The organism is Bradyrhizobium manausense, assembly GCF_001440035.1.
Classification (GTDB): domain Bacteria; phylum Pseudomonadota; class Alphaproteobacteria; order Rhizobiales; family Xanthobacteraceae; genus Bradyrhizobium; species Bradyrhizobium manausense.
Genome location: NZ_LJYG01000108.1, coordinates 398,522 through 416,591 on the forward strand (window position 1 = coordinate 398,522; position 18,070 = coordinate 416,591).

Annotated in this window: 25 protein-coding genes; 17 read left to right on the forward strand and 8 right to left on the reverse strand. The window is 63.0% G+C overall.

Annotated elements, in window-relative coordinates; genetic code table 11:
* Positions 1-16: 16 nt before the first annotated feature.
* From AOQ71_RS31955 to AOQ71_RS32010, 12 genes are all read left to right on the forward strand, one after another.
* Positions 17-862 (forward strand): hypothetical protein, encoded by an 846-nt coding sequence (locus AOQ71_RS31955; protein WP_057755552.1) that lies wholly within the window; start codon positions 17-19, stop codon positions 860-862.
* A gap of 129 nt (positions 863-991) precedes the next feature.
* Positions 992-1,234 (forward strand): helix-turn-helix domain-containing protein, encoded by a 243-nt coding sequence (locus AOQ71_RS31960; protein WP_063958318.1) that lies wholly within the window; start codon positions 992-994, stop codon positions 1,232-1,234.
* Positions 1,231-1,431, forward strand: coding sequence for a hypothetical protein (locus tag AOQ71_RS31965; protein WP_057755555.1), 201 nt, complete (start codon positions 1,231-1,233; stop codon positions 1,429-1,431). Before AOQ71_RS31960 ends, AOQ71_RS31965 begins: the two co-directional genes overlap by 4 nt.
* A complete protein-coding gene (locus AOQ71_RS31970; RefSeq protein WP_057755558.1) occupies positions 1,428-1,694 on the forward strand; it encodes a hypothetical protein in 267 nt (88 codons plus the stop codon). The genes AOQ71_RS31965 and AOQ71_RS31970 overlap by 4 nt, the downstream gene beginning before the upstream one ends.
* On the forward strand, positions 1,691-1,945 hold the full coding sequence (locus tag AOQ71_RS31975; protein WP_057755560.1) for a hypothetical protein: 255 nt from the start codon (positions 1,691-1,693) through the stop codon (positions 1,943-1,945). Before AOQ71_RS31970 ends, AOQ71_RS31975 begins: the two co-directional genes overlap by 4 nt.
* Positions 1,942-2,277 carry a hypothetical protein gene (locus AOQ71_RS31980; protein ID WP_057755562.1) on the forward strand — a complete coding sequence of 112 codons (336 nt, stop codon included), beginning with the start codon at positions 1,942-1,944 and terminating at the stop codon, positions 2,275-2,277. The genes AOQ71_RS31975 and AOQ71_RS31980 overlap by 4 nt, the downstream gene beginning before the upstream one ends.
* On the forward strand, positions 2,274-2,474 hold the full coding sequence (locus AOQ71_RS31985) for a hypothetical protein (protein ID WP_057755564.1): 201 nt from the start codon (positions 2,274-2,276) through the stop codon (positions 2,472-2,474). The genes AOQ71_RS31980 and AOQ71_RS31985 overlap by 4 nt, the downstream gene beginning before the upstream one ends.
* Positions 2,471-2,818 (forward strand): hypothetical protein, encoded by a 348-nt coding sequence (locus AOQ71_RS31990; protein ID WP_157083726.1) that lies wholly within the window; start codon positions 2,471-2,473, stop codon positions 2,816-2,818. Before AOQ71_RS31985 ends, AOQ71_RS31990 begins: the two co-directional genes overlap by 4 nt.
* Positions 2,818-5,058, forward strand: coding sequence for an AAA family ATPase (locus AOQ71_RS46100; RefSeq protein WP_057755569.1), 2,241 nt, complete (start codon positions 2,818-2,820; stop codon positions 5,056-5,058). Before AOQ71_RS31990 ends, AOQ71_RS46100 begins: the two co-directional genes overlap by 1 nt.
* Positions 5,059-5,259: 201 nt before the next feature.
* Entirely contained in the window at positions 5,260-5,577 is a 318-nt protein-coding gene (locus AOQ71_RS46715; RefSeq protein WP_063958323.1) for a hypothetical protein, read from the forward strand.
* A complete protein-coding gene (locus AOQ71_RS32005; RefSeq protein WP_057755573.1) occupies positions 5,570-6,808 on the forward strand; it encodes a site-specific integrase in 1,239 nt (412 codons plus the stop codon). Before AOQ71_RS46715 ends, AOQ71_RS32005 begins: the two co-directional genes overlap by 8 nt.
* Before the next feature lie 5 nt (positions 6,809-6,813).
* Positions 6,814-7,140: a hypothetical protein gene (locus AOQ71_RS32010; RefSeq protein ID WP_057755576.1), complete on the forward strand. Its 327-nt coding sequence runs from the start codon at positions 6,814-6,816 to the stop codon at positions 7,138-7,140.
* On the opposite strand, the gene AOQ71_RS32015 is transcribed toward AOQ71_RS32010, so the two are convergent.
* Complete coding sequence (locus tag AOQ71_RS32015; RefSeq protein ID WP_157083727.1) at positions 7,137-7,376, reverse strand: hypothetical protein; 240 nt, start codon at positions 7,374-7,376, stop codon at positions 7,137-7,139. The two genes, AOQ71_RS32010 and AOQ71_RS32015, sit on opposite strands and share 4 nt — an antisense overlap.
* Between AOQ71_RS32015 and AOQ71_RS45550 the strand changes: the two genes are divergently transcribed.
* Complete coding sequence (locus AOQ71_RS45550) at positions 7,360-7,725, forward strand: hypothetical protein (RefSeq protein ID WP_157083728.1); 366 nt, start codon at positions 7,360-7,362, stop codon at positions 7,723-7,725. The two genes, AOQ71_RS32015 and AOQ71_RS45550, sit on opposite strands and share 17 nt — an antisense overlap.
* A 110-nt stretch (positions 7,726-7,835) precedes the next feature.
* Here AOQ71_RS45550 and AOQ71_RS32020 read toward each other — a convergent pair whose 3' ends face one another.
* The 4 genes from AOQ71_RS32020 to AOQ71_RS45560 all read right to left on the reverse strand — a co-directional run bounded on the left by AOQ71_RS32020 (position 7,836) and on the right by AOQ71_RS45560 (position 11,895).
* Positions 7,836-9,476 carry a hypothetical protein gene (locus tag AOQ71_RS32020; RefSeq protein ID WP_157083729.1) on the reverse strand — a complete coding sequence of 547 codons (1,641 nt, stop codon included), beginning with the start codon at positions 9,474-9,476 and terminating at the stop codon, positions 7,836-7,838.
* A 12-nt stretch (positions 9,477-9,488) separates the two neighbouring features.
* A complete protein-coding gene (locus AOQ71_RS32025) occupies positions 9,489-11,447 on the reverse strand; it encodes a hypothetical protein (protein WP_157083730.1) in 1,959 nt (652 codons plus the stop codon).
* A 78-nt stretch (positions 11,448-11,525) separates the two neighbouring features.
* Positions 11,526-11,672 carry a hypothetical protein gene (locus tag AOQ71_RS45555; protein WP_157083731.1) on the reverse strand — a complete coding sequence of 49 codons (147 nt, stop codon included), beginning with the start codon at positions 11,670-11,672 and terminating at the stop codon, positions 11,526-11,528.
* Between the two features lie 79 nt (positions 11,673-11,751).
* Positions 11,752-11,895, reverse strand: a complete 144-nt coding sequence (locus AOQ71_RS45560; RefSeq protein WP_157083732.1) for a hypothetical protein — start codon at positions 11,893-11,895, stop codon at positions 11,752-11,754.
* Between the two features lie 1,175 nt (positions 11,896-13,070).
* Here AOQ71_RS45560 and AOQ71_RS46455 point away from each other — a divergent pair.
* Together AOQ71_RS46455 and AOQ71_RS32035 are read left to right on the forward strand one after the other, a co-directional pair.
* Complete coding sequence (locus tag AOQ71_RS46455; RefSeq protein ID WP_167354010.1) at positions 13,071-13,241, forward strand: hypothetical protein; 171 nt, start codon at positions 13,071-13,073, stop codon at positions 13,239-13,241.
* An 82-nt stretch (positions 13,242-13,323) separates the two neighbouring features.
* The gene (locus AOQ71_RS32035) at positions 13,324-13,566 is read left to right on the forward strand and encodes a hypothetical protein (protein WP_057755607.1); all 243 of its coding nucleotides are present in this window, start codon (positions 13,324-13,326) and stop codon (positions 13,564-13,566) included.
* A gap of 679 nt (positions 13,567-14,245) precedes the next feature.
* Here AOQ71_RS32035 and AOQ71_RS32045 read toward each other — a convergent pair.
* A complete protein-coding gene (locus AOQ71_RS32045; RefSeq protein WP_057755621.1) occupies positions 14,246-14,638 on the reverse strand; it encodes an NUDIX hydrolase in 393 nt (130 codons plus the stop codon).
* A 139-nt stretch (positions 14,639-14,777) separates the two neighbouring features.
* Positions 14,778-15,884: an AI-2E family transporter gene (locus AOQ71_RS32050; RefSeq protein ID WP_057755624.1), complete on the reverse strand. Its 1,107-nt coding sequence runs from the start codon at positions 15,882-15,884 to the stop codon at positions 14,778-14,780.
* A gap of 256 nt (positions 15,885-16,140) precedes the next feature.
* Between AOQ71_RS32050 and AOQ71_RS32055 the strand changes: the two genes are divergently transcribed.
* The gene (locus tag AOQ71_RS32055; protein ID WP_057755627.1) at positions 16,141-16,368 is read left to right on the forward strand and encodes a hypothetical protein; all 228 of its coding nucleotides are present in this window, start codon (positions 16,141-16,143) and stop codon (positions 16,366-16,368) included.
* Positions 16,369-16,432: 64 nt separating this feature from the next.
* On the opposite strand, the gene AOQ71_RS44130 is transcribed toward AOQ71_RS32055, so the two are convergent.
* Positions 16,433-16,627: a hypothetical protein gene (locus AOQ71_RS44130; RefSeq protein WP_430648664.1), complete on the reverse strand. Its 195-nt coding sequence runs from the start codon at positions 16,625-16,627 to the stop codon at positions 16,433-16,435.
* 262 nt (positions 16,628-16,889) lie between these two features.
* On the opposite strand from AOQ71_RS44130, the gene AOQ71_RS48905 reads away from it, so the two are divergent.
* Positions 16,890-18,070 (forward strand): AMP-binding protein (locus AOQ71_RS48905; RefSeq protein WP_245317286.1); only part of this gene is annotated, 1,181 nt, incomplete at its 3' end.

Sequence of the window (18,070 nt, forward strand, 5' to 3'; positions counted from 1 at the left end):
ACCGTGCGGAGGTGCCATGGCTGACGACCACGACGGGCCGGATGAGATCGGCTCTGGGGAAATTGAATCCTCCTTGAAAAATCTGATCAAGGAAATCCCTGCCCCACCGGGAGGGCCTTTGCTGAAGACTGTTCTTGAGCGCCGCGGGATTCGCGGGGCGATCCGGCGTGTTTATAACGATCCGCTCGAGAACTACGCGCAGCAGCACATATTTCCCGATACTCCGACAGACACTTACTGGGAGCTATTCAGAGCTGCCAATCGACATCTGCGAGCTAAAGGCCACATGGATTTTTTCCAAGTAGTGGAAACGGCCGCCGAAATTGCAGAAGCTGAGGGAAAAGATACGCAGGAAACAACATCCCGTCATTTCGCTTTGTGGGCCGACAAGATGAGGGCGACGACGGGTTCGTTCTCAATTGAGACTGCCGCCGCGCGATTCATCCAGTGCGCCGATCACCTTATGATGATCCTGAATGAAAATCAGGAAATGCAAGCCGCTGCACATGCCTACGCCGAGGCATGGCATTGGTTTCATATGGAGCTTCACGGCGAGCACGAACTCGCGGCTAAGGGCAATGAGGCGTTGCACAGCCTGGAGGCCGGCCGGCAAGCCCGGAAGGATCAAGGTGCCTTAAAATTCGGGATCATTGCACGCGCCTATGCCGATTTTGCGAGCGGCGAACCTAATGAAGTGAAGCGAAACAGCGCAAAACACGCGGCCTCGGCCATCATTGAGACCGTGAACAAGGCTTTTGTTGAACCTCCTCACGAATTTAAGGAAATTGCGCTCGGCACGCTGACGAACAAGATGCCAGAGATCATCAGGGACTATTTGGCGCAGAGGGGCGCACACAAATAGGCCTATTCGTTTGACGCGGCGGCCACAGATTGGCCAATCCGTTTTTCGCAGCCTTTGAGGTCAAGGCGCGAAACATCGAAGATTCACCCTCGTAAACCGGGCTTTACCCGGCTTCACCATGGGTGACCAATGACCACCACTCGCTTTCTCAGCCGCACCGACGCGGCGGCCTACCTGCTGAAGGTGCACGGCCTTAAGCGCTCGCCGAAAACCCTCGCCAAGATGGCCTCCCAGGGCACGGGCCCGGCCTTCCACAAGGCCGGCCGCGACGTGCTCTATGCGCCCGACGACCTCAATGCCTGGGCCAAGAAGACCATCGGCGTCGGCGCCTTCTCGGCGATCGAGCACAAGCTGGCGGCGATCGCTGCGTGAGGACCGCTGACGCACGAAGCCCGCGCACTGTTGCAGCCAGTACGCGGGCGGGTCGCAAAGTTCTCGTTACCAAGTTCGACGACGATACCGAAGCGCTGGCGCTCCGGCAAGCGATGCTGCTGCGTCGCCACTATCCGATGTCGCTCGACATGGCGCTGACCGTCGCTCGGATGGCCTACACGCGGAGGCCGTCATGACCCCCGCAACCGAGTATCCCTTGAACAGGCATGAACTGTTCCGGGCCGAGATCACCGAGCGCGGTGCTGGTGTGCAGGTCGTGAGCATCGGCCGCTGGAAGGTGGCGGCGGACGGCACCCGCCGCCGTGCCGGTCCGGCGCTCGAGGTCGGATGCCACCGGCTCGCCGGTCTCGTCCGCCTTGTCGCCGATCTGCAGCGCCTCGTCGAGGAGCATCAGAAAGAGATCAACGACGCGTCGGCTGCGCGGAGGGCGTCGGCATGACCTACTGTCCCGACGAGAAGAACGGCTACTGCACGGTCTCGGAAACCTACGACGAGATCCAGCTCGGTGGAAGCGTGCACATCAAGCCCGTTGGCTGGATGTGGGTTCACTGGCTCCCCGGTGTCAGCATTAATGGCGCGTACGTGAATAGCTTGGCTGATGCGCAGGCCCAAGCTCAGGCAGAAGCGCGCCGACTGAACGCGGTGTACGTCCCCCATTGCTCCGACTTGAAAATGGGGCCGCGCGAATGAAGGACTCGTCGTCAGACATCGGCTACCCCGACGCGCCGGGCTTCAAAGCTCAGGGACCCTCCGAGCAGGCCGCGACCATGATGGCCGCGACCGCCAAGACTTTGCGCGAGCGTGTGCGCGCCACTATCGCGGCTTCGCCGTCAGGTCTCACCGCCGACGAGGTCGCGGCCAAGCTGAGCAAGTCGATCCTCAGCGTCCGTCCGCGGGTTGCGGAACTCCACCGTCAGGGCGAGATCCGGCCGGCCCTGAACCGCGGCACGAACGCGTCCGGCATGACGGCAAGCATCTGGGTCGTGAGCCCTCCCCTCCCAACTTCGGAGGGGCAGTCTTGAAGTCGATGCAGCCTACCGCGCTCGCGATTATCGGTCAGATCCAGGCAATCTCTCGCTTCGTCGACTCGCCCACCTCCCAGCTTCACCGCCATGAGTTGATGGAGATTGGGCGCGCTCTCAGCGATGCGTCAGAAACTGTCGTTGAGCGGACGATGTCGCCCGACACCATCGGGCCGGATCGCGGGAGGGCGGCATGACGCCATCGCCCTCAACGCCCTATCGCCGTTTGGCCATTCTCAACCAGCTTCCTTTTTTCACGGGAGTCCACACCATCGAGCTTCAAGGCGGTTGGAGTGGCGGATGGGCCGTGCCTGATTGTGGGATCGTGTTCGTCAGCGACGCGTCGATCATTTCCGACAGCGCGGACATTAGCCCGAGCGACGTCAATCGTCACATGTGGGTGCATCTCGGCGCCGACGGGAAGCGGCTGACATTTCAGAAGGGGTTTCTCACCCGCGTAGAAGCTGAGTTCGCCGCTGAAAATCGCGCCCGCGCGGCCGGCGCCCTCTATGAGCCCTTCTTCATCGAGAGGTTCCGCTGATGGGAGCTGTCCTCAATAGCTTTGACGGGCACGTGGATTTCGCCGCCGTCAAAGCCGCTTCCCTCGGCTCGATCGAGAAGTTGGCCAGCAGGTGGTTGCCTCACGGCAAGCGCCTTGGCAACGAATGGGTCGCCACCAACCCGACGCGCAGTGACGGGCGGCCGGGCTCGTTCAAGGTCAACGTCGTTTCTGGCGTCTGGTCCGATTTCGCTACGGGAGAATCCGGCGGCGACATGATGGACCTCTGGAGCTACCTTTTCGGTGGCGATCCGCTCGACGCCGCAAGGGAAGTTGGCGATCTGCTCGGCGTGCCCCGCACGTCGAACATCGCGCGTCTGCATCTCGGTCCGCGCGCCAGCGTCGTGCCGGCGGTGACCGCGCCGGCCGCGGGCGTGTTGGCGCCTGGTCAAAGCCTCCGTGATCCGTCTAACTTCCCGCCCAGGACGCCACCAAACGCCGAAGGGAAGCCCCGGTTCGTGGCCGCCGGCGCCGAGGGGCCGCGGGTCTACGGCGATGAGAAGCGGCGACATGTCTACAAGTGCGGCACGGTGCCCATCAAGATCAAGGTGATGCGGAAGGAAGGCGATGCGCTAATCTGGTATCGCGTTTCCGATGGCGCCGTTTCTGGCTGGCAACTTCAGAAGCCGAAAGGTTTCAACGAAGTCGTCTACTTCGGCAGCTTGGATTGGAGTAACCCCGAGCGGCAGGACGATTTTCTCTTCTGGCCGGAGGGTGAGAAGGATGTCGAGAGTGTTACCGCCCGCGGCGAACTCGCCGTGACTTTCGGCGGCGTTGGCGACGGCCTTCCCGCTGGATGCGAACAGTATGTTCGCGGCCGGCATATCGTGATCCTGGCGGACAACGATGCCCCCGGCCGTGACCACGCCGCTAAGAAGGCGGCCCTCGCCTACCCCGTCGCCGCCTCGGTCCGCGTCGTGCACTTCTCCGAGGTCCCGCACAAAGGCGACGTGTCGGACTATTTTCAGATGGGCAACACGATCGGCGCGTTGCTGCAGATCTCCAAGATGGAGGAAACGTACAAGCCGCGTGTCGCGCCCGACGTCAGCTCGCCGGCCTCCGCAGAGGCGCTCACGAAAGCCTCCGTTCTAAAGGCAACGCCCTACACCTGGATGGATCCGACCACCATCCCGCGCCGAGACTTCGTGTACGGCCGGCATCTGATCCGAAAATTCGTGAGCGCCACGATCGCTCCCGGTGGTGTCGGCAAATCGAGCCTGATCGTTTCGGAAACGCTGTCGATGGTGTCGGGGAAGGCCCTGCTCGGGGTCCAGCCGACGTCCCGCCTCCGCGTCTGGCTCTGGAATCTTGAGGACCCGCAGGAAGAGATCGCCCGCCACGTCCAGGCCACGGCGCAGCACTTCGAATTGAGCGCCAGCGACATCGAAGGTCATCTTTTCGTCGATAGCGGCCGCGACCAACGACTGGTAATCACGATCACCGATCGCGCCGGCACCACGATCTTGGAGCCGGTTGTCGATGCCTTGGTCGCCGAACTCCTCGTTCGCCAGATCGATCATCTCGTCGTAGATCCGTTCGTCTCGTCCCATGACGCCTCGGAGAACGACAACTCGGCCATGGACCGCATCGTTAAGGCTTGGGGACGCGTGGCGCAGCGGGCGAATTGCAGCATCGAGCTCGTCCACCACAGCCGCAAATCGGCGGCGGGCGAGACCGAGACCACGGCCGAGTCCGCCCGCGGCGGTAAGGCACTGACTGACGGTTGCCGATCGGTGCGCGTTCTCAACCGCATGACCGCAGATGAGGCTGAAAAGGCCGGCGTCGATAACCCGCGCTCCTATTTCCGCGTCTATGTGGACAAGGCCAATCTGGCGCCTCCCGCCGAAAATTCAGACTGGTTCCACCTGAAGAGCATCGACCTCGGCAACAACCCGTCCGGCGGCTACGGCGACTCGGTCGGCGTCGTGGTCCCGTGGGTCTGGCCGGACCTCATGTCGGACGTCACCGTCTCGGATCTTCGTCAGGTCCAGGCCCTAGTCTCCAAGCGCCCCTACCGGGAGAACCACCAGGCTCAGGACTGGGTCGGCAAGGCCGTTGCCGAGGCTTTGGGAATCGATCTCGACCAGCCCAAGAACAAGCGGAAGATCATGGCTCTTCTCAAGGTCTGGCTGAAGTCCGGCGCTCTGAAGAAGGTCGAAGACAACGACGCCAAGGGCAATCCGCGCTACTTCGTCCAGGTCGGGGTTCTGGCCAATGACTAGTTTCCCCACCACCGCCGTAGGTGAGGTGTGGCCGGTGAGGAGTCGGGTCCACAACCTTCACCCCCACCACACCCAGCTATGGGGTGTGGGGGTGTGGTGTGGCGGCGTCTGCGTGGAAATCGCAGGTGAGGATTCCGCGCTCGCCACCCATAGCCGTAACCTGCAAATTCAGGCTCAGTGCAGGCCCGTTGGGAGGTCATCATGACCGCCCCGATCCCGTCCACAGTGCGCTTCAAGGTCGAGCCGGGCGACGTCCCGCCGGAGAAGGCTGCTCGCCGGCTTCACCTCACCTTGGTGGAGTTCAACGCGGTCCTCCCCCGCCTGCTGGCCAGAGGATTTCCGCCGGCCGATCTGGACACGGGTATGTACGACCTGGAAGCGATCGACCAGTGGCGCCGCCTCCGGTCGGCAGCCTTGTTCGGGTTGACCCCGCCCCCCGCCACCGAGCAATCTGCGGCGACGTCATCGAGCGGCATGGGAGACCGGTTTGCGGCCACGAAGCGGGGCAGGAATGGTTGAGCTACCGCGATATGTGCACGCCAAGCGCCGCCGTGGCGGCCTGGAGCTGTCGTTCCAAAAGTTTCGCGGTACGGCGAACGCTTGGCCGCGGGTGAAGCTCCCTGGCAATCCATTGTCGCAGGAGTTCGTGCGGAAGGTCTCCCTCTGCGCTCGCCTCGAGGCGAACAAGAAAGGCGAGGATTGGTCTTGGCAGTTCGTCGACATAATGGACCGGCGCCACGACCTCCCCGCCCCTCAGCCGGATCCTGAGGCGTTTTGGAAGGCCGTCGAGCGCGCCGACGCCGTTGGCCTCGAGCTGTCGGCAGGCGTCAGGAAGACTTTCTCGGCCCTGATCGCCGAGTTTAAGGCCAGCGCAGCCTATCAACTGAACATCGACGAGAACGGGAACTCGCGCCCTGGGCTCGCCGATTCCACGCGTGACCAGTACGAACGGAACCTCGATGATATCGAGGAGGCATGGGGATCGGATCCCGTCGCCGACCTCACCCCGGTGGATGTGCAGAAGGCGATCGACGCCTTCCGCGACACGCCGTCGGCGGGTCGAGTTTTCCGCTCCGTACTCAGCCGCCTTTGTTCATGGGGAATACCGCGCGGGTACGGCACCTCCAACCCGGTCGAGCACACCGAGACCAGCGAGAACGCCGGCACGTATGACCCATGGACGCCGGCCGCTTTCGAGCACTTTTTTCAGCATGCTCGGATCGGGCTGCATCTGCCTGTCTATAGCGGCCTCTTCACGGGTCAGCGCCTCAGCGACGTGATCGATATGCGCCGGCCGCGAGAAGGCGTCACAGAGATGCCCCTCATCGCCCAAAAAACGGGTGAGTTGGTGCCGGTGCAGATCCACTCCGAGTACCGCGCCATCATCCAGGCTCAGAACTCGGACCACGTGATGCTGCATCTCCGGGAGGATGGCGAGCCCTGGACGTACTATGGATTCAAGACCGCCTGGCAGCGCGAGATGAACCGGCCAGAGTTTGAGATTTTCAGGAAGAACCGCTGGGTTTTTCACGGCACCCGCAAGAACGCGGTCAACAACCTGCTGGAGGTGGGGTGCTCAGAGGCTCGCGTCGCCGCCATCGTCAACATGAGCCCGGCGATGGTCCACCACTACAGCAAGAAGGTATCCCAGTTCCGTCTGGCGCGAGCCGCCATGGAGCAGTTCGAGGAAGGTTGGGCGAAGCTCCGCCCCAGCGTCCTCGGCACCGTTAAAATTGTTGGTAAGGAGTAACCCAAATGTCTTCTGAAAACCTGCCCGAAACCCAAGGTCCGTGGAGTCGCGAGCTCGTCAAGGAGATCGCGATGGACATCGGCAAGGAGGTCGTGAGCCACATCGAAATCATGTATCCGGCAGCCATCGCGGCCACGCCGGGTACGTTCAAAACGTCCGTGCGGAACACCGTCTATAACCAGATCATGGCGGCTATCGCGGTGAACGATGCTGGCGAGATCGCGGCGCGTCTTAAGGAGCGCAAGCGCGCCAGGACGAAGCTGACGACGGCCTACCGGAAAATGCGGTCGGCCAGTCCGGTTGATGATCCCAACTGCTCCGGCAGCGTCTAGACGACCTTCCGAAAGTCGTCTGGCTTGAGCCCGACCTCTTCAATCAAGCGGCGAGAGACCTCAGTTCCGACCTTGAATGTTGGATTCGCAAGCAGGCCAGGATAGCCCTTAAGAACCTTCTCGCAGTTCTCCGGGGTGCTCCCGACAGCAAAAACTTGAAGGTCGGTGCCGTTCGTGACACCGACGTAATACGCAACCTCGGCTAACTCCGCGCTCACATTGATCTCCCTGGTCAAGCGCCCTTCAGCGTCGTTTACGCTGTCGTCGGACCATGTCGCCAATCACGGCGGCGTCGCGATCAACATCGCCGGAATCGATGGCACGCTGGGCTTCTTCGAGGCTATCGAACTGCTTGAAGCCATCGCCTGCCCTTCCGTTCTCCAGGCGTGGGCAAACCCAAAATTTGCCGGCTTGACCGGGGCACACCGTCCATTTGCTGCTTTCGCTCATAGCCGAAATATAGGCAGCCTTTTTCGGGGTACAAAGGCCCCTGTTTTACGCTCATTATCGCACGTTGCGGCCGCTGAGTTTGTACCCGCCATCATTGATATTGCTGGCGATTTTCCCAGAATACTTTTCTTTTAATCACGGGGTCCTGGGTTCGAGCCCCAGCGCGCTCACCAAGCTGAAATCGCTATTGATAATTTGACTCCGAGCGTCACAGCGGGGCTCGATTGTGGCAGGCCTCGCCCCCCTTACCGCTGCGCTTCAAAGCTGCCGCGCACCTTCGCGCAGGCGAGCCCGACCGTGTAGACGTGGATCCCCTCGATCACGCAATGGTCGGGATGGAGCGACAGGAGCCCGATCGCATTCTCGTCGTCGAGTGCCGCGGCCGAGCGGACGACGATACAGGGATAGTTCGCCGCGAGCTTCGCGTAGCTCTCAGGACGGAAGTTGTTCTTGAGGACGTGCGTATAGGTGTTGTGATCCAGCAGCGGCACTGTGAAGGCGCTGGCGTAGGCCGCTGAAAACCTCTCTCGCATCGCCTGGTCGCCCCAGAGCTGCAAGGTCATGTCCCAGCCGTGGTTCATGTCGTTCTCCGGCGCGCGCACGAACATGCCGGAAACATTGGCGCAGGCGGGTCCGGCCGCGAGGACGGCCTTCGAGAGCCTCGCCCCGACCGCGTTCAGGGCCGACCATTGCCGCGCAAGAGAGCTGACCTCGATCAGCGTCATCACGATTGTGACGGCGCACAGGCAGCCCGCCAGCAGGCTCGGCGCGATCGACCGCAGCGTCGGCACCAGCCGCCTGAGTTGCACCAGGATCAGCACCAGCACACCCCCGGCCTGGACCCACGGGACCAGCATGTAGTGAAGCGCAAAATGCTTCGACGTCGCCACAAGGTGCGCAGCATAGATCAATGCGGCGGCGCCGAGCGTCAGGCTGAGCGGATCGCGCCAGCTCCGGGTCCTGACGCACCAGGCCAGCGCCGTGCCCGCGGCCGCCATGTAGACCCCGAACACAAGCGGCGCGGCTTTGATGATCTCGGCCATGTTCGACCAGAACGATGCGAAGTCGATGAACCCGCGCTCGCCCTCGCCATACTGTCCCTTATGCGTGGCGATCTGCGCCAGCCATCCGAAGCCGCGCGTGATCGTTCCCGGATTGAAGATCAGATTGAAGCCGATAAAGCCGACGGCACCGGAAATGGCGGCGGCAACGAACGCGCGCCGGTTTCCGAGCAGGCACACGGCGAAAAGGGCCTGCGGGAGATAAAGATATTTGGTCGAGAACCCCAACGCGAAGATCACCCCCGCGACGACACCGAGGCCGGTTGCCGGCGGCTTGTCGTCGAGCGCAGTCTTGATCACGATCGCGATCCCGAACAGCGCGATCGCCGCCAACAGGCTTTCCGGAGCGAGCATCGTCTGGAGGTGAAACACTTCGGGATGCACGAACGCGCCGGCCTGAAACAGCATCGCAGCGATCGCGCTCTGCGTCGTCCGTCCGACAATGAGCCCGCCTGCAAGCAGCGCGCCGGCAAGCACCAGCGCCTCGCTGGTTCGCGCTGCCCATGTGATCGCATCGTAATGCTTGAGCCCGAACGCGACGATGTCCCCGGCCCGCGACATCAGGCCCCACACCCTGATGATCAGCTCGACCAGCAGGGTCGTCGTCGTTCCCGGATGGTCGAACTTCATCGAGCCGTATCCGGCGGCCGCCACGAGGCCGTTCATCGTGTAGGCCGATTCCGGATCGACCGGAAGACCCCACACGGCCTGCCACGACGAATAGAGCAGCGTCGCCGCCAGGTAAAGCGACGGCAAGATAAGGATGAGTAGAGTTCTGGTCGACTGGCGAATGCGCACGTCCGGGAAAGAGGAAGTGTCAGACATCTGTACCGTGCTTCAAGTTTGGCCTGAGCGAACGAAGCACCGGACACCGGCAGCGGCGCCGACAGGCTTTTCGACAAAGCCCGCGTCACGCATCCAGCGTTCCCGATCTGTCGTGACCGTGGCCGGATACAGGATCAGCAGAATCGGCCGGTCTGGGTGTGCGGCCAACGGGGCCGGCGACGCACGGAAAAAATCATCCGGAGTGATCCTCAGACATTTCTCGGAGCCGCGGTTGAAATGAAAGGCGCAGGCCCAGCGCCATTCGGAGAAGATCATCAGGCGCGGACCAAGCTGCTGCATGAAAGACAGCATCGGCTCGACCGGCCCGGGTTCTTCCGCCGCCAGCATTCGCAGCTCGATCGCGTTTTGCCGCTGGCGCATCCGTTCGGCGGTGAAGCTCATGCTGGCGCCAATGACCAGGGCCAACGCGACCGCGACAAGACTTGCAGCCAGACCGTGTCGACTTGCGTAACCGCGCTTTGCCGCCGGGGACTGTGGTTCTGATGCAAGACAAGACAGGGGGCGCTCCCGCGCGCTCGCGAAGCGCCGCAGTAACACGCCCGCGCCGGCGCTGGACGTCAGCGCGTACAGCGGCAGCGCCAGCGCGAGATTGCGCCGGTCATAGCTGAAATACACCGCCCATAAAGTGCTGAACGGAATATTGACGGCGAGCAGGATCCAGCGATAGCGCGCATTGAACAACACTGCGACATTGAGGGCAATGAAGCCCGCCAATCCAATCCCGATCACCGCGAACTTGCTAAAGCCGAGCAACGAGTAAACAAAGGTAATGGCGTCGATGGCGCGCGTCAGCTGGCTGCGGTTCTCATAGATGCCCTCGAACAGGTAGCCGAGTTCCGAGCTGTTGCTGCCATTGCGGATGGTCACGAAGGCATAGACGTAGATCGGGGCGCACAGCGCGATGGCCAGCGCCGTTCGCCAGGTCAGGGCGAGACCTTCCATGAACACGGGCGCCAGTCGCCGCTTTTCCTCATAGGTCCAGCACAGGCACAGCAGCGGCACGGCGCCGATCATGTAGAGGCCGACCTGCTTGGTCATGGCCGCGCCGCTGGCCAGCAGCAAGGCCAGCGCAATCGCGCGCGGCCGCTCGTACGACGAAGCGAACAGAAGAATAGTGACCGTGCTGAGCAGAGCAAAGAACGCGACCGGGACATCGATGAAATCCTGCACGGATGTGCCGCCGATGCCCCACCGCATCAGGACGAACGCGATCGGAATGCTCAGCAGCAGAACGAAATCGCGCGAGCGGACCGCGACGAAAGCCAGCGTCTCGAACGTCAGCAGCCAGAACACGAACTTGAACGAGGAAGAGAAGAACTCGACGGTCGAGTCGCCCATCAAGACATAAGGAACCGACCACAGCTGTGGGATGAGCTGGGGGTAGTGGTAAATCCGGTTCGGCAGCCGGTTGGCCGCCCAGTCCAGCGCCCACAAATTCCACTGTGCGACCGGATCGTAGCCGACCAGGATCGATCCGAACGAGGCCGTCAACAGGCTTAGCGTGTAGAGGAAAACCAGAACGGCGGCCAGACAGCTCACAAGCGGCAACGGCTGCAGGCGGCCGCCGGGCGGCTTCACGGCATTGCAAAGCCCGCGCCAGGACGCGCGTGCCCCCGCGGCAACCCTATCGAAGGCGAGCCTGCTGTCCTGGATCAGGGTTGCCAATGCCGCGGCCACCACGGCGCCGGCAACCACGCGGGCGACGGCCGTCGTGTAGACGCCGAACCAGACCGCGGTTTCGACCATGACGCCGCTCGCGATCACGCTCAGGGCAAACGGGCCGGCCAGCGGCGGCAGCAGCCGCTCGATGCGAAACGCGCGGACGATCAGATAGCCGGGAGCAAAGGCCCCGAAGATGTAGCCGACCGCGCCCCAAAAGAATGTCATGGTAATCCAAGGCCGGCCCCGTGCCGGTCGGGAAGGGAGTTGCGTGCGTTTTAAGCAAATCAACCCGGTCGCGGCAAGGCGGCTTCAGTTCGCGCCATCCGGATCGGCGGCGGTGCCGCGTCACCAAGCCATATCAATGACTTACGGCAAAGTTGCGATCGGCCGGAAAGACCCTGATGTCTGCGGTGTCTGCTCCGTGTCTGCAAACCGATTGCGGGCCTGCGCGTCGAGGATGGTGCTGCGCTCCATGCGCGCGAGTTCGTCGATGTCGTGCTGAGGCCGCGCCATGTCGCGATCACCTGTGAAGCCTTCACGTGGTGGATTTTGTGTTTCCGTTGGCTGCGGTAAGATGTCCCCGGGTAGCCACTCACAGTTTGCTCTGGAGTGCATGATGCAGAACTTTGTCACCGGATGCGTTGTGGTCGCTGTGGGTTTTATGGTCTTTCTTGCCTACTCCCAAAAGCACCATCAATGCTGGAATGGGCGCGTGCTCGAAGACTTGCACGAGCATGTGCTAACTCGTCAGCCTTGCGGATCCCTCAGTAGTTCCTCCATGTAGGAGTCCGCCGCTCGACGACTTTCGTCGCATCTTCGGCGGCAGCGTCACGCCGCCGACCCGGCGCTGCCAAATCTCTCTCAACCACGAATTCAAGTCGAGCTTCAGCGAGAACCCGCCGGTTCACGCAACATCGCCCCCGGGTGATCAGCCGAGCCGGCTCAGCTCTCCGGCCCCGCAACCGTCGCCGGCGCGTTGAGCGGAGCGCCACCGACAGACACCGGCCCGATCGAAACCGGCCCGATCGGCTTCGGCTGCCGAACCATCCGCTTGCGCANCAGCCGATCGCGCGCGCGCAAGCGCGGGATGGAGGCCGTGACGTCAGACATCATCGTGTTTTGCAGCGTGTCGATCTTTGCGATCAGCGTCGACAATTGCGGCGATATCTTCTTCAAATCGCCGCGCTCGTCGGTGATGCTCTGGCGGAGGGACATCAGGGTCGTCGAATCCTCCTGACGCAGCGCCGTGTTCTGCTGCAGGGAGGAACTGATCTCCTGCAGCGCGGCGGCCTGCTGCTGCTGGGCCGACTGGATTTCCTTCAGGGCGACGGCAACAGCATCGGGTTTCGGCGCGGACTCTTGCTGGCGCGGAAACAGCGCGGCCAGGTTGCTGATGTCCGGCGAAGGCAGATCAAAGGGCAAGGTGTAGATGGCCGCGGCGCCGTTGATCGCCAAGGCACACACCGCGAAGGCCAGGACCGACTTCCGGCTGGAGCGCTTCAGCGGTACTGGAGCGTCCTGGGTCTCGCGCTCAGGCTGGGATTCAGATGCGGCGGCCGCAAGTGCTGCGGCGTCGAGGTGTTCGGCGAAGCCGAGCGTTTCGGATGTCGTGGTCATGCGCATTGACCTCATGAGCGAGCAAAAAAGGAGGCCGTCGCCGGAACGTCCTCTCGACGTCTCCTTTACGCAGCACTCCCTTACACAACTGTCTAAAATTGTGAGCTTTTCGGATTAATTCCACGTTAGCGACGTGGCCGCCGGGGCATGTCCTGTGACCCCGGCCGATTACGTGGGCGCTGAGATGGACTTGCGGTGGCAGAGGTTCAATTCCGTTCCATCCGCCTGATCCAAAAAAGCCAGGAGACATCAGACCCGAAAAGTGTAGGATTCGACAAAACTGGAGGGAACGGAATGTTTGAAATCACCGGTTTCGACACGGCAGGCGTCGTCAGCCTCAAGCGGGAGTCCCTCGCCGCCGCCCTGAAGAAGGCCAGGGAGCTGATCCAGGACGGGTGCCGCGACGTTCGGATCGTCGATCCCGATGGGCGGGTCCACACCTCCTTCGAGGAGCAGGCCGCCTAAGCCGCCTCTCCCTCCCTCCCCAACGCATGCACGTTGAGCGGCCGGACAACGGCCGCTAGGATGAGCCTTTGCGGAGGCCCATTTGAAACAGGTCATTAGTGCTGTCGCAGTCCTAGCGCTGCTCTCCACGTCGTCTGCCCACTCACAAGCCCTCGTCGATCCCAGCAAGGTGGCGCCGGAATACCGTGAGGCGGCCGAAAAGCGCCGCGCCGAGCAGATCCGCCAGCGCGAATGCGCGCAGAAGGCGGATCTGGTGAAGGTGTTGCCGCGAGACCGGACCGACTTTCTCATTCACTGCCTGGATGGGCAGGTGGCGAAGCAATAGCGCCTCGCACGGGATTGCACGCTGGCGAGACAAAGCGGCAGCCGGCGTTGATGGTTTCTTCAGATGTTCGGCTCACCGTGGCTGCCGATTTCCATCATCATTGTCGCCGGCGCATGAGTTTCGTCCAGATCCAGTGCACGCGTTGCAAGACGATGTTTCGCGATCGCGCGGGACGGCTGCAGGACGGCTATTCAAGGCAATGTCCCTGTTGCGAGGTCGTGCTGTTCTTCGCTGACGACGCTCAACATCCGTTCATCAAGCGCGCGATGCAAAGCGCAAGGCAGGCGCGCAGAGAGCAGCGCGAAGCCGAGGCGATCAGGATCGCGGCGCCGGCAGAACCGCGTGTGGCTCCGCGGTCGAGGTCGTCATCAACGGGACGGTCTCGGGTGCTGGGAAGATCGGAGTAGCGCCTGCTCGGCCGCCGACGTTGCCTCGATCCAGATCCCGGCGCTGCGGCAGCAGCAACAGTGGGCTGGATGCGAAAAACCCCAGTGCTTGGGGACACTGGGGTGTTTCAAAGACTATAAATTTCAGAGACTATAAATAAGTAAGGCAATGACACCTCTATAGCAGCCCTCTCCGTGGCGGCTTGTGAACTGGTTCACACCCGATGCGCGCCCGGTCGGACTCTTTGTCACACGCCTGGCTGCCACGCCCACGGTTGTCGCCCCCCTCGCGGCTAGCTCCGGCGCGACTTCCGCGGAAACAGGCGATCCCTGATGTAGCGCGAGGTCGCGGTCAGGCGGATGCCGCGCGGCTTCTGCCAGGCGGCACGGTCGATCTCCTTCTTGTCGCCGATCGCAAGGCGACCCTTGGCGCTCTTGGCGATGAAGATCGCGTCGCTCATCTTGCGGCCCGAACGCTTGTTCTTGGCTTTCACCTCTTTCCAGAGGCTGATCCGGCCGAGTTTCAGCTTCGGCAGCTCTTCCTTGATCTCGCGCCGCAGGCAGGCCTTCTCGGTTTCGCGCGCACGCTTGCGGCCGCCCGGGAACATCCAGAGGCCGTCCGACCGTCTCCTGACCAACAAGACCTTGCCGCGCTTGGCGGCGACCAGCTTGGAAGACTTCGCCATTCCTGTCGCAAACCGAAAAAGAATCTGCGGCCATCGTAACTTGTCTAATTCATTAGACAAGTTACACGGCCGCCCTGAAGACCACCGCCGTCCCCAATTGTCCACACTCTGCGAAAGGCGTTGGTCAGCGCCTAAGGCGCTATCGGATCTCGTCGGAAGCGGGTGATGCAGCCGTCCGCTCCCCCGTCTCGCTCCCGATCCACGCCGCCGCCATCTCCCACGCCACCGACAGGATGATCGGCCCGATGAACAGGCCGACAATGCCATGGGCCAGTGTGCCGCCGATCACGCCGACGAAGATGACGATGGTCGGCGTGTTGAGGCCGCGTCCCATGACGAGCGGCTTCAGCATGGTGTCGATGAAGCCGACGACGACGAAGAACACGGTGAGCACCAGCGCCGTGGTCACGTCCTTGGCTGTCCATATCCAGATGATGACAGGCAGCAGCACGAGGAAGGCGCCGATCTGCACGATCGACAACAGCAGCACGAGAAAGGCCAGCAAGCCCGCACTCGGCACGGCCGCGAGCTTGAAGCCGATGCCGGCCAGCAGCGCCTGCACGATGGCAACGCCGATCACGCCTTGCGCCACCGCACGGATGGTGGCGCCGCCTAGCGTGAGGAAATGCTCGCTCTGCTCGGGCACGATGCGCGACAGGAAGCCGCGCCCGGCGGCAACCAGCCGCGGCCCGTGCGGAAACAGGAAGCCGGCCACGAACACCGAGACCAGGAATTGGAGCGTGCCAAGGCTGGCATCGCCAGCGAGCGTCAGCAGCGGTCCTGCCAGCGGCTGGAGATAGGGCGCGACCTCGCGCAGCACCGCGCGAAGGTTGGTGTAGGCCTGGTCCCACAGCTCGAACAATGTCGGGCCGATCAGCGGCCATGACTTGATCTGTTCCGGAGCGGATTGCAGCGCGAGGTCACCGGTGCCGAGCTGATGCGCCAGCTCCCTGCCCCCGTCGACGGCACTCACGCCGAGCCAAGTCGCCGGGCCAAGGACGATGCCGAGCGTCACCAAGGTGAGGATGGCGGCTGCGGTCTTGGGCCGGCCGCCAAGCACTTTGGCCAGCCAGTTGAAGGCCGGATAGAATGCGACCGCGAGCACGCCGCTCCAGGCCAGGATCGGCACGAACGGCCGGATGATCAGGAATGTCCAGACGATCAACAGCGCCAACAGGCCGAGCCGGATCACCAGCTGGATGACGTCCTCGCCCGTCAGGAGCTGACGCAGACTTTTCACAGGCACGGCTTTCCTTGCGGCATCAACGCAGCTCCGGCGCTTGCGCGGCCCCGGGTTATTGCGAGCCCCGGGCCGGGCGTCAAGCCGGCCGGAGACGGGCTCGAGCCGCCGGGGTCCGCCAGATCCGGGAAATCCGGCAAGATCCGCCACGTGTGCCCGCATTGCCTAACGGCATTTAACCGGATTTCAGCCGACCAATTTACGCCGATGCAAAGGCTCGCGCCTATCCTCGCCGCAAGGTCCCAAAAACACTCGCGGTGCAATGGCCAATACAATCTGGACGATCGAAGAATTCACCTGCCCCGGTTGCGGCATGAACTACACCGCGACCCGGGAGGAGCATGCCGAGCCACACGCTGGCCAGTTCAAATGCAGCATCTGCAGCGGCGTGGTACACGCCTGGTCCGGCAAGCACCATTTCTTCGGCTGGCAGGCCGTGAAGTCCAAGCCGGCCGTGTTCGGCCGGCGCTGGGCCGGCGTGCAGTGGTAGCGTCGGCAGATCGCTTACCGGCGCACGCCGACGCGGTTGACGCCGCCATTCAGATTGGTCCGGCTCACGGTGCCGGCCCGAACCGCGGCACGCGCGACCGGAGTGGCCGCAGCACCACGCCGGCGCGTGCGACGCAGGACGGCGGATAATCGATGTACTGGCAATAGACCACGGCCTTCGCTGGTGTCGGACTGAGGGTCACCCCCGCCGTAACCAGCAGACCGGCAGCCGCAAGCGCTGCGACCGCTACTGACTTCATCGAACGACGCTTGCTCCGGTGCATCGTGATCCTCCCTCATTGCACACGTGGATGGTGATGTCTGCCGCCCCAGCCCAGCTGGACGCAAGTTGCGTCGTGGTGCATGGGCATCGTTGACGTAGATCAACGCTGGGTGCGGTATCGGAGCTGACCGAAAGGGCGCGGTCGAGTCATGCCTGCCATTCGGCGGACGATGCGCGGCTTTTGCTGAAGGGCGACACCGGATAAGTTCGCCCTCTCCCGCAACCGAAGCCGATATGCAATGACCGCTCCTTTCGTCCCGCAGATCGCCCTTTATCGCAACTGGCTTGCCAAGCAGCGTGGCCTCACCTTCGCTGACTACGAGGCGATGCGGCAATGGTCGGTGCGGGATCTCGATGCGTTCTGGCGCAGCATCTGGGACTATTACGATCTGCAATCGCCTACGCCGTTCGCGGCCGTCATCACCGAGCGCAAGATGCCCGGTGCGGTGTGGTTTCCCGGCGCGCAGGTGAACTATGCGCGGCAGGTGTTCCGGCATGTGGACGCCGCGCATGGCGCCGGCCAGCCCGCGATCGTCTCCAGCGGCGAGGACGGCAAGCTCACGGAAACCAGCTGGCCGGAGCTCAAGCGCAAAGCGGCCGCACTGGCGCTGCATCTGAAGGACAAGGGGATCAAGCCCGGCGACCGCATCGCGGCTTACCTTCCCAACATTGCCGAGACCATCATCGCGTTTCTCGCGAGTGCCAGCATCGGCGCGGTCTGGAGCCTCTGCGCGCCCGACATGGCGGCGCCCGCCGTGATCGACCGCTTCAAGCAGATCGAGCCAAGAGTGCTGATCGCCTGTGACGCCGTCACCTATGCCGGGCGCAGGCATGACCGCAAGGACGTCGTCGCCGAGTTGCGCCGCTCGCTGCCGACGGTCGAGCATGTGATCCTGCACAGCGAAGCGTCCGCCGCACCGGACGCCCTGCTCTCCGACATCACCGCAAGGACGGACACGGCGGTCGACGCCTTCGAGCCGATATGGCTGCCATTCGATCATCCGCTCTGGATCGTCTATTCCAGCGGCACCACCGGCCTGCCGAAGCCGATCGTGCACGGCCATGGCGGCATCGTCATCGTGGTGCTGGCGCTCCTGGGCTTGCACAACGACATCGGCTGTTCCTATCACGAGAACTCGTTCGGCGAGCGCTATCACTGGTACTCGTCGACCGGCTGGATCATGTGGAATTCGCAGGTCGGCGGCCTGCTCAGCGGCACCACCTGCTGCATCTTCGACGGCAGCCCCGGCGGCCCCAGGGACAAGCCCGACTGGTCCACGTTGTGGCGCTTCGTGGCGCAATCGAAAGCGACCTTCTTCGGCGCGGGCGCGGCGTTCTTCGCCAACTGTGCCAAGGCGGAGATCGACCTTACGGCCGCGGGCGATCTCTCCCGCCTGCGCTGCCTCGGCTCGACCGGCTC

What these genes read in the sequence shown, in the direction of transcription:
- AOQ71_RS44130 (WP_430648664.1), bottom strand. Translation starts at nt 16,627, where the DNA reads ATGAAGTCAGTAGCGGTCGCAGCGCTTGCGGCTGCCGGTCTGCTGGTT.
- AOQ71_RS32055 (WP_057755627.1), top strand. Translation starts at nt 16,141, where the DNA reads ATGGCCAATACAATCTGGACGATCGAAGAATTCACCTGCCCCGGTTGC.
- AOQ71_RS45555 (WP_157083731.1), bottom strand. Translation starts at nt 11,672, where the DNA reads ATGGCGCGGCCTCAGCACGACATCGACGAACTCGCGCGCATGGAGCGC.
- AOQ71_RS31955 (WP_057755552.1), top strand. Translation starts at nt 17, where the DNA reads ATGGCTGACGACCACGACGGGCCGGATGAGATCGGCTCTGGGGAAATT.
- AOQ71_RS46100 (WP_057755569.1), top strand. Translation starts at nt 2,818, where the DNA reads ATGGGAGCTGTCCTCAATAGCTTTGACGGGCACGTGGATTTCGCCGCC.
- AOQ71_RS31960 (WP_063958318.1), top strand. Translation starts at nt 992, where the DNA reads ATGACCACCACTCGCTTTCTCAGCCGCACCGACGCGGCGGCCTACCTG.
- AOQ71_RS32020 (WP_157083729.1), bottom strand. Translation starts at nt 9,476, where the DNA reads ATGTCTGACACTTCCTCTTTCCCGGACGTGCGCATTCGCCAGTCGACC.
- AOQ71_RS45560 (WP_157083732.1), bottom strand. Translation starts at nt 11,895, where the DNA reads ATGCTCGTGCAAGTCTTCGAGCACGCGCCCATTCCAGCATTGATGGTG.
- AOQ71_RS31980 (WP_057755562.1), top strand. Translation starts at nt 1,942, where the DNA reads ATGAAGGACTCGTCGTCAGACATCGGCTACCCCGACGCGCCGGGCTTC.
- AOQ71_RS31975 (WP_057755560.1), top strand. Translation starts at nt 1,691, where the DNA reads ATGACCTACTGTCCCGACGAGAAGAACGGCTACTGCACGGTCTCGGAA.
- AOQ71_RS32010 (WP_057755576.1), top strand. Translation starts at nt 6,814, where the DNA reads ATGTCTTCTGAAAACCTGCCCGAAACCCAAGGTCCGTGGAGTCGCGAG.
- AOQ71_RS32045 (WP_057755621.1), bottom strand. Translation starts at nt 14,638, where the DNA reads ATGGCGAAGTCTTCCAAGCTGGTCGCCGCCAAGCGCGGCAAGGTCTTG.
- AOQ71_RS31970 (WP_057755558.1), top strand. Translation starts at nt 1,428, where the DNA reads ATGACCCCCGCAACCGAGTATCCCTTGAACAGGCATGAACTGTTCCGG.
- AOQ71_RS32005 (WP_057755573.1), top strand. Translation starts at nt 5,570, where the DNA reads ATGGTTGAGCTACCGCGATATGTGCACGCCAAGCGCCGCCGTGGCGGC.
- AOQ71_RS46715 (WP_063958323.1), top strand. Translation starts at nt 5,260, where the DNA reads ATGACCGCCCCGATCCCGTCCACAGTGCGCTTCAAGGTCGAGCCGGGC.
- AOQ71_RS46455 (WP_167354010.1), top strand. Translation starts at nt 13,071, where the DNA reads ATGTTTGAAATCACCGGTTTCGACACGGCAGGCGTCGTCAGCCTCAAG.
- AOQ71_RS31990 (WP_157083726.1), top strand. Translation starts at nt 2,471, where the DNA reads ATGACGCCATCGCCCTCAACGCCCTATCGCCGTTTGGCCATTCTCAAC.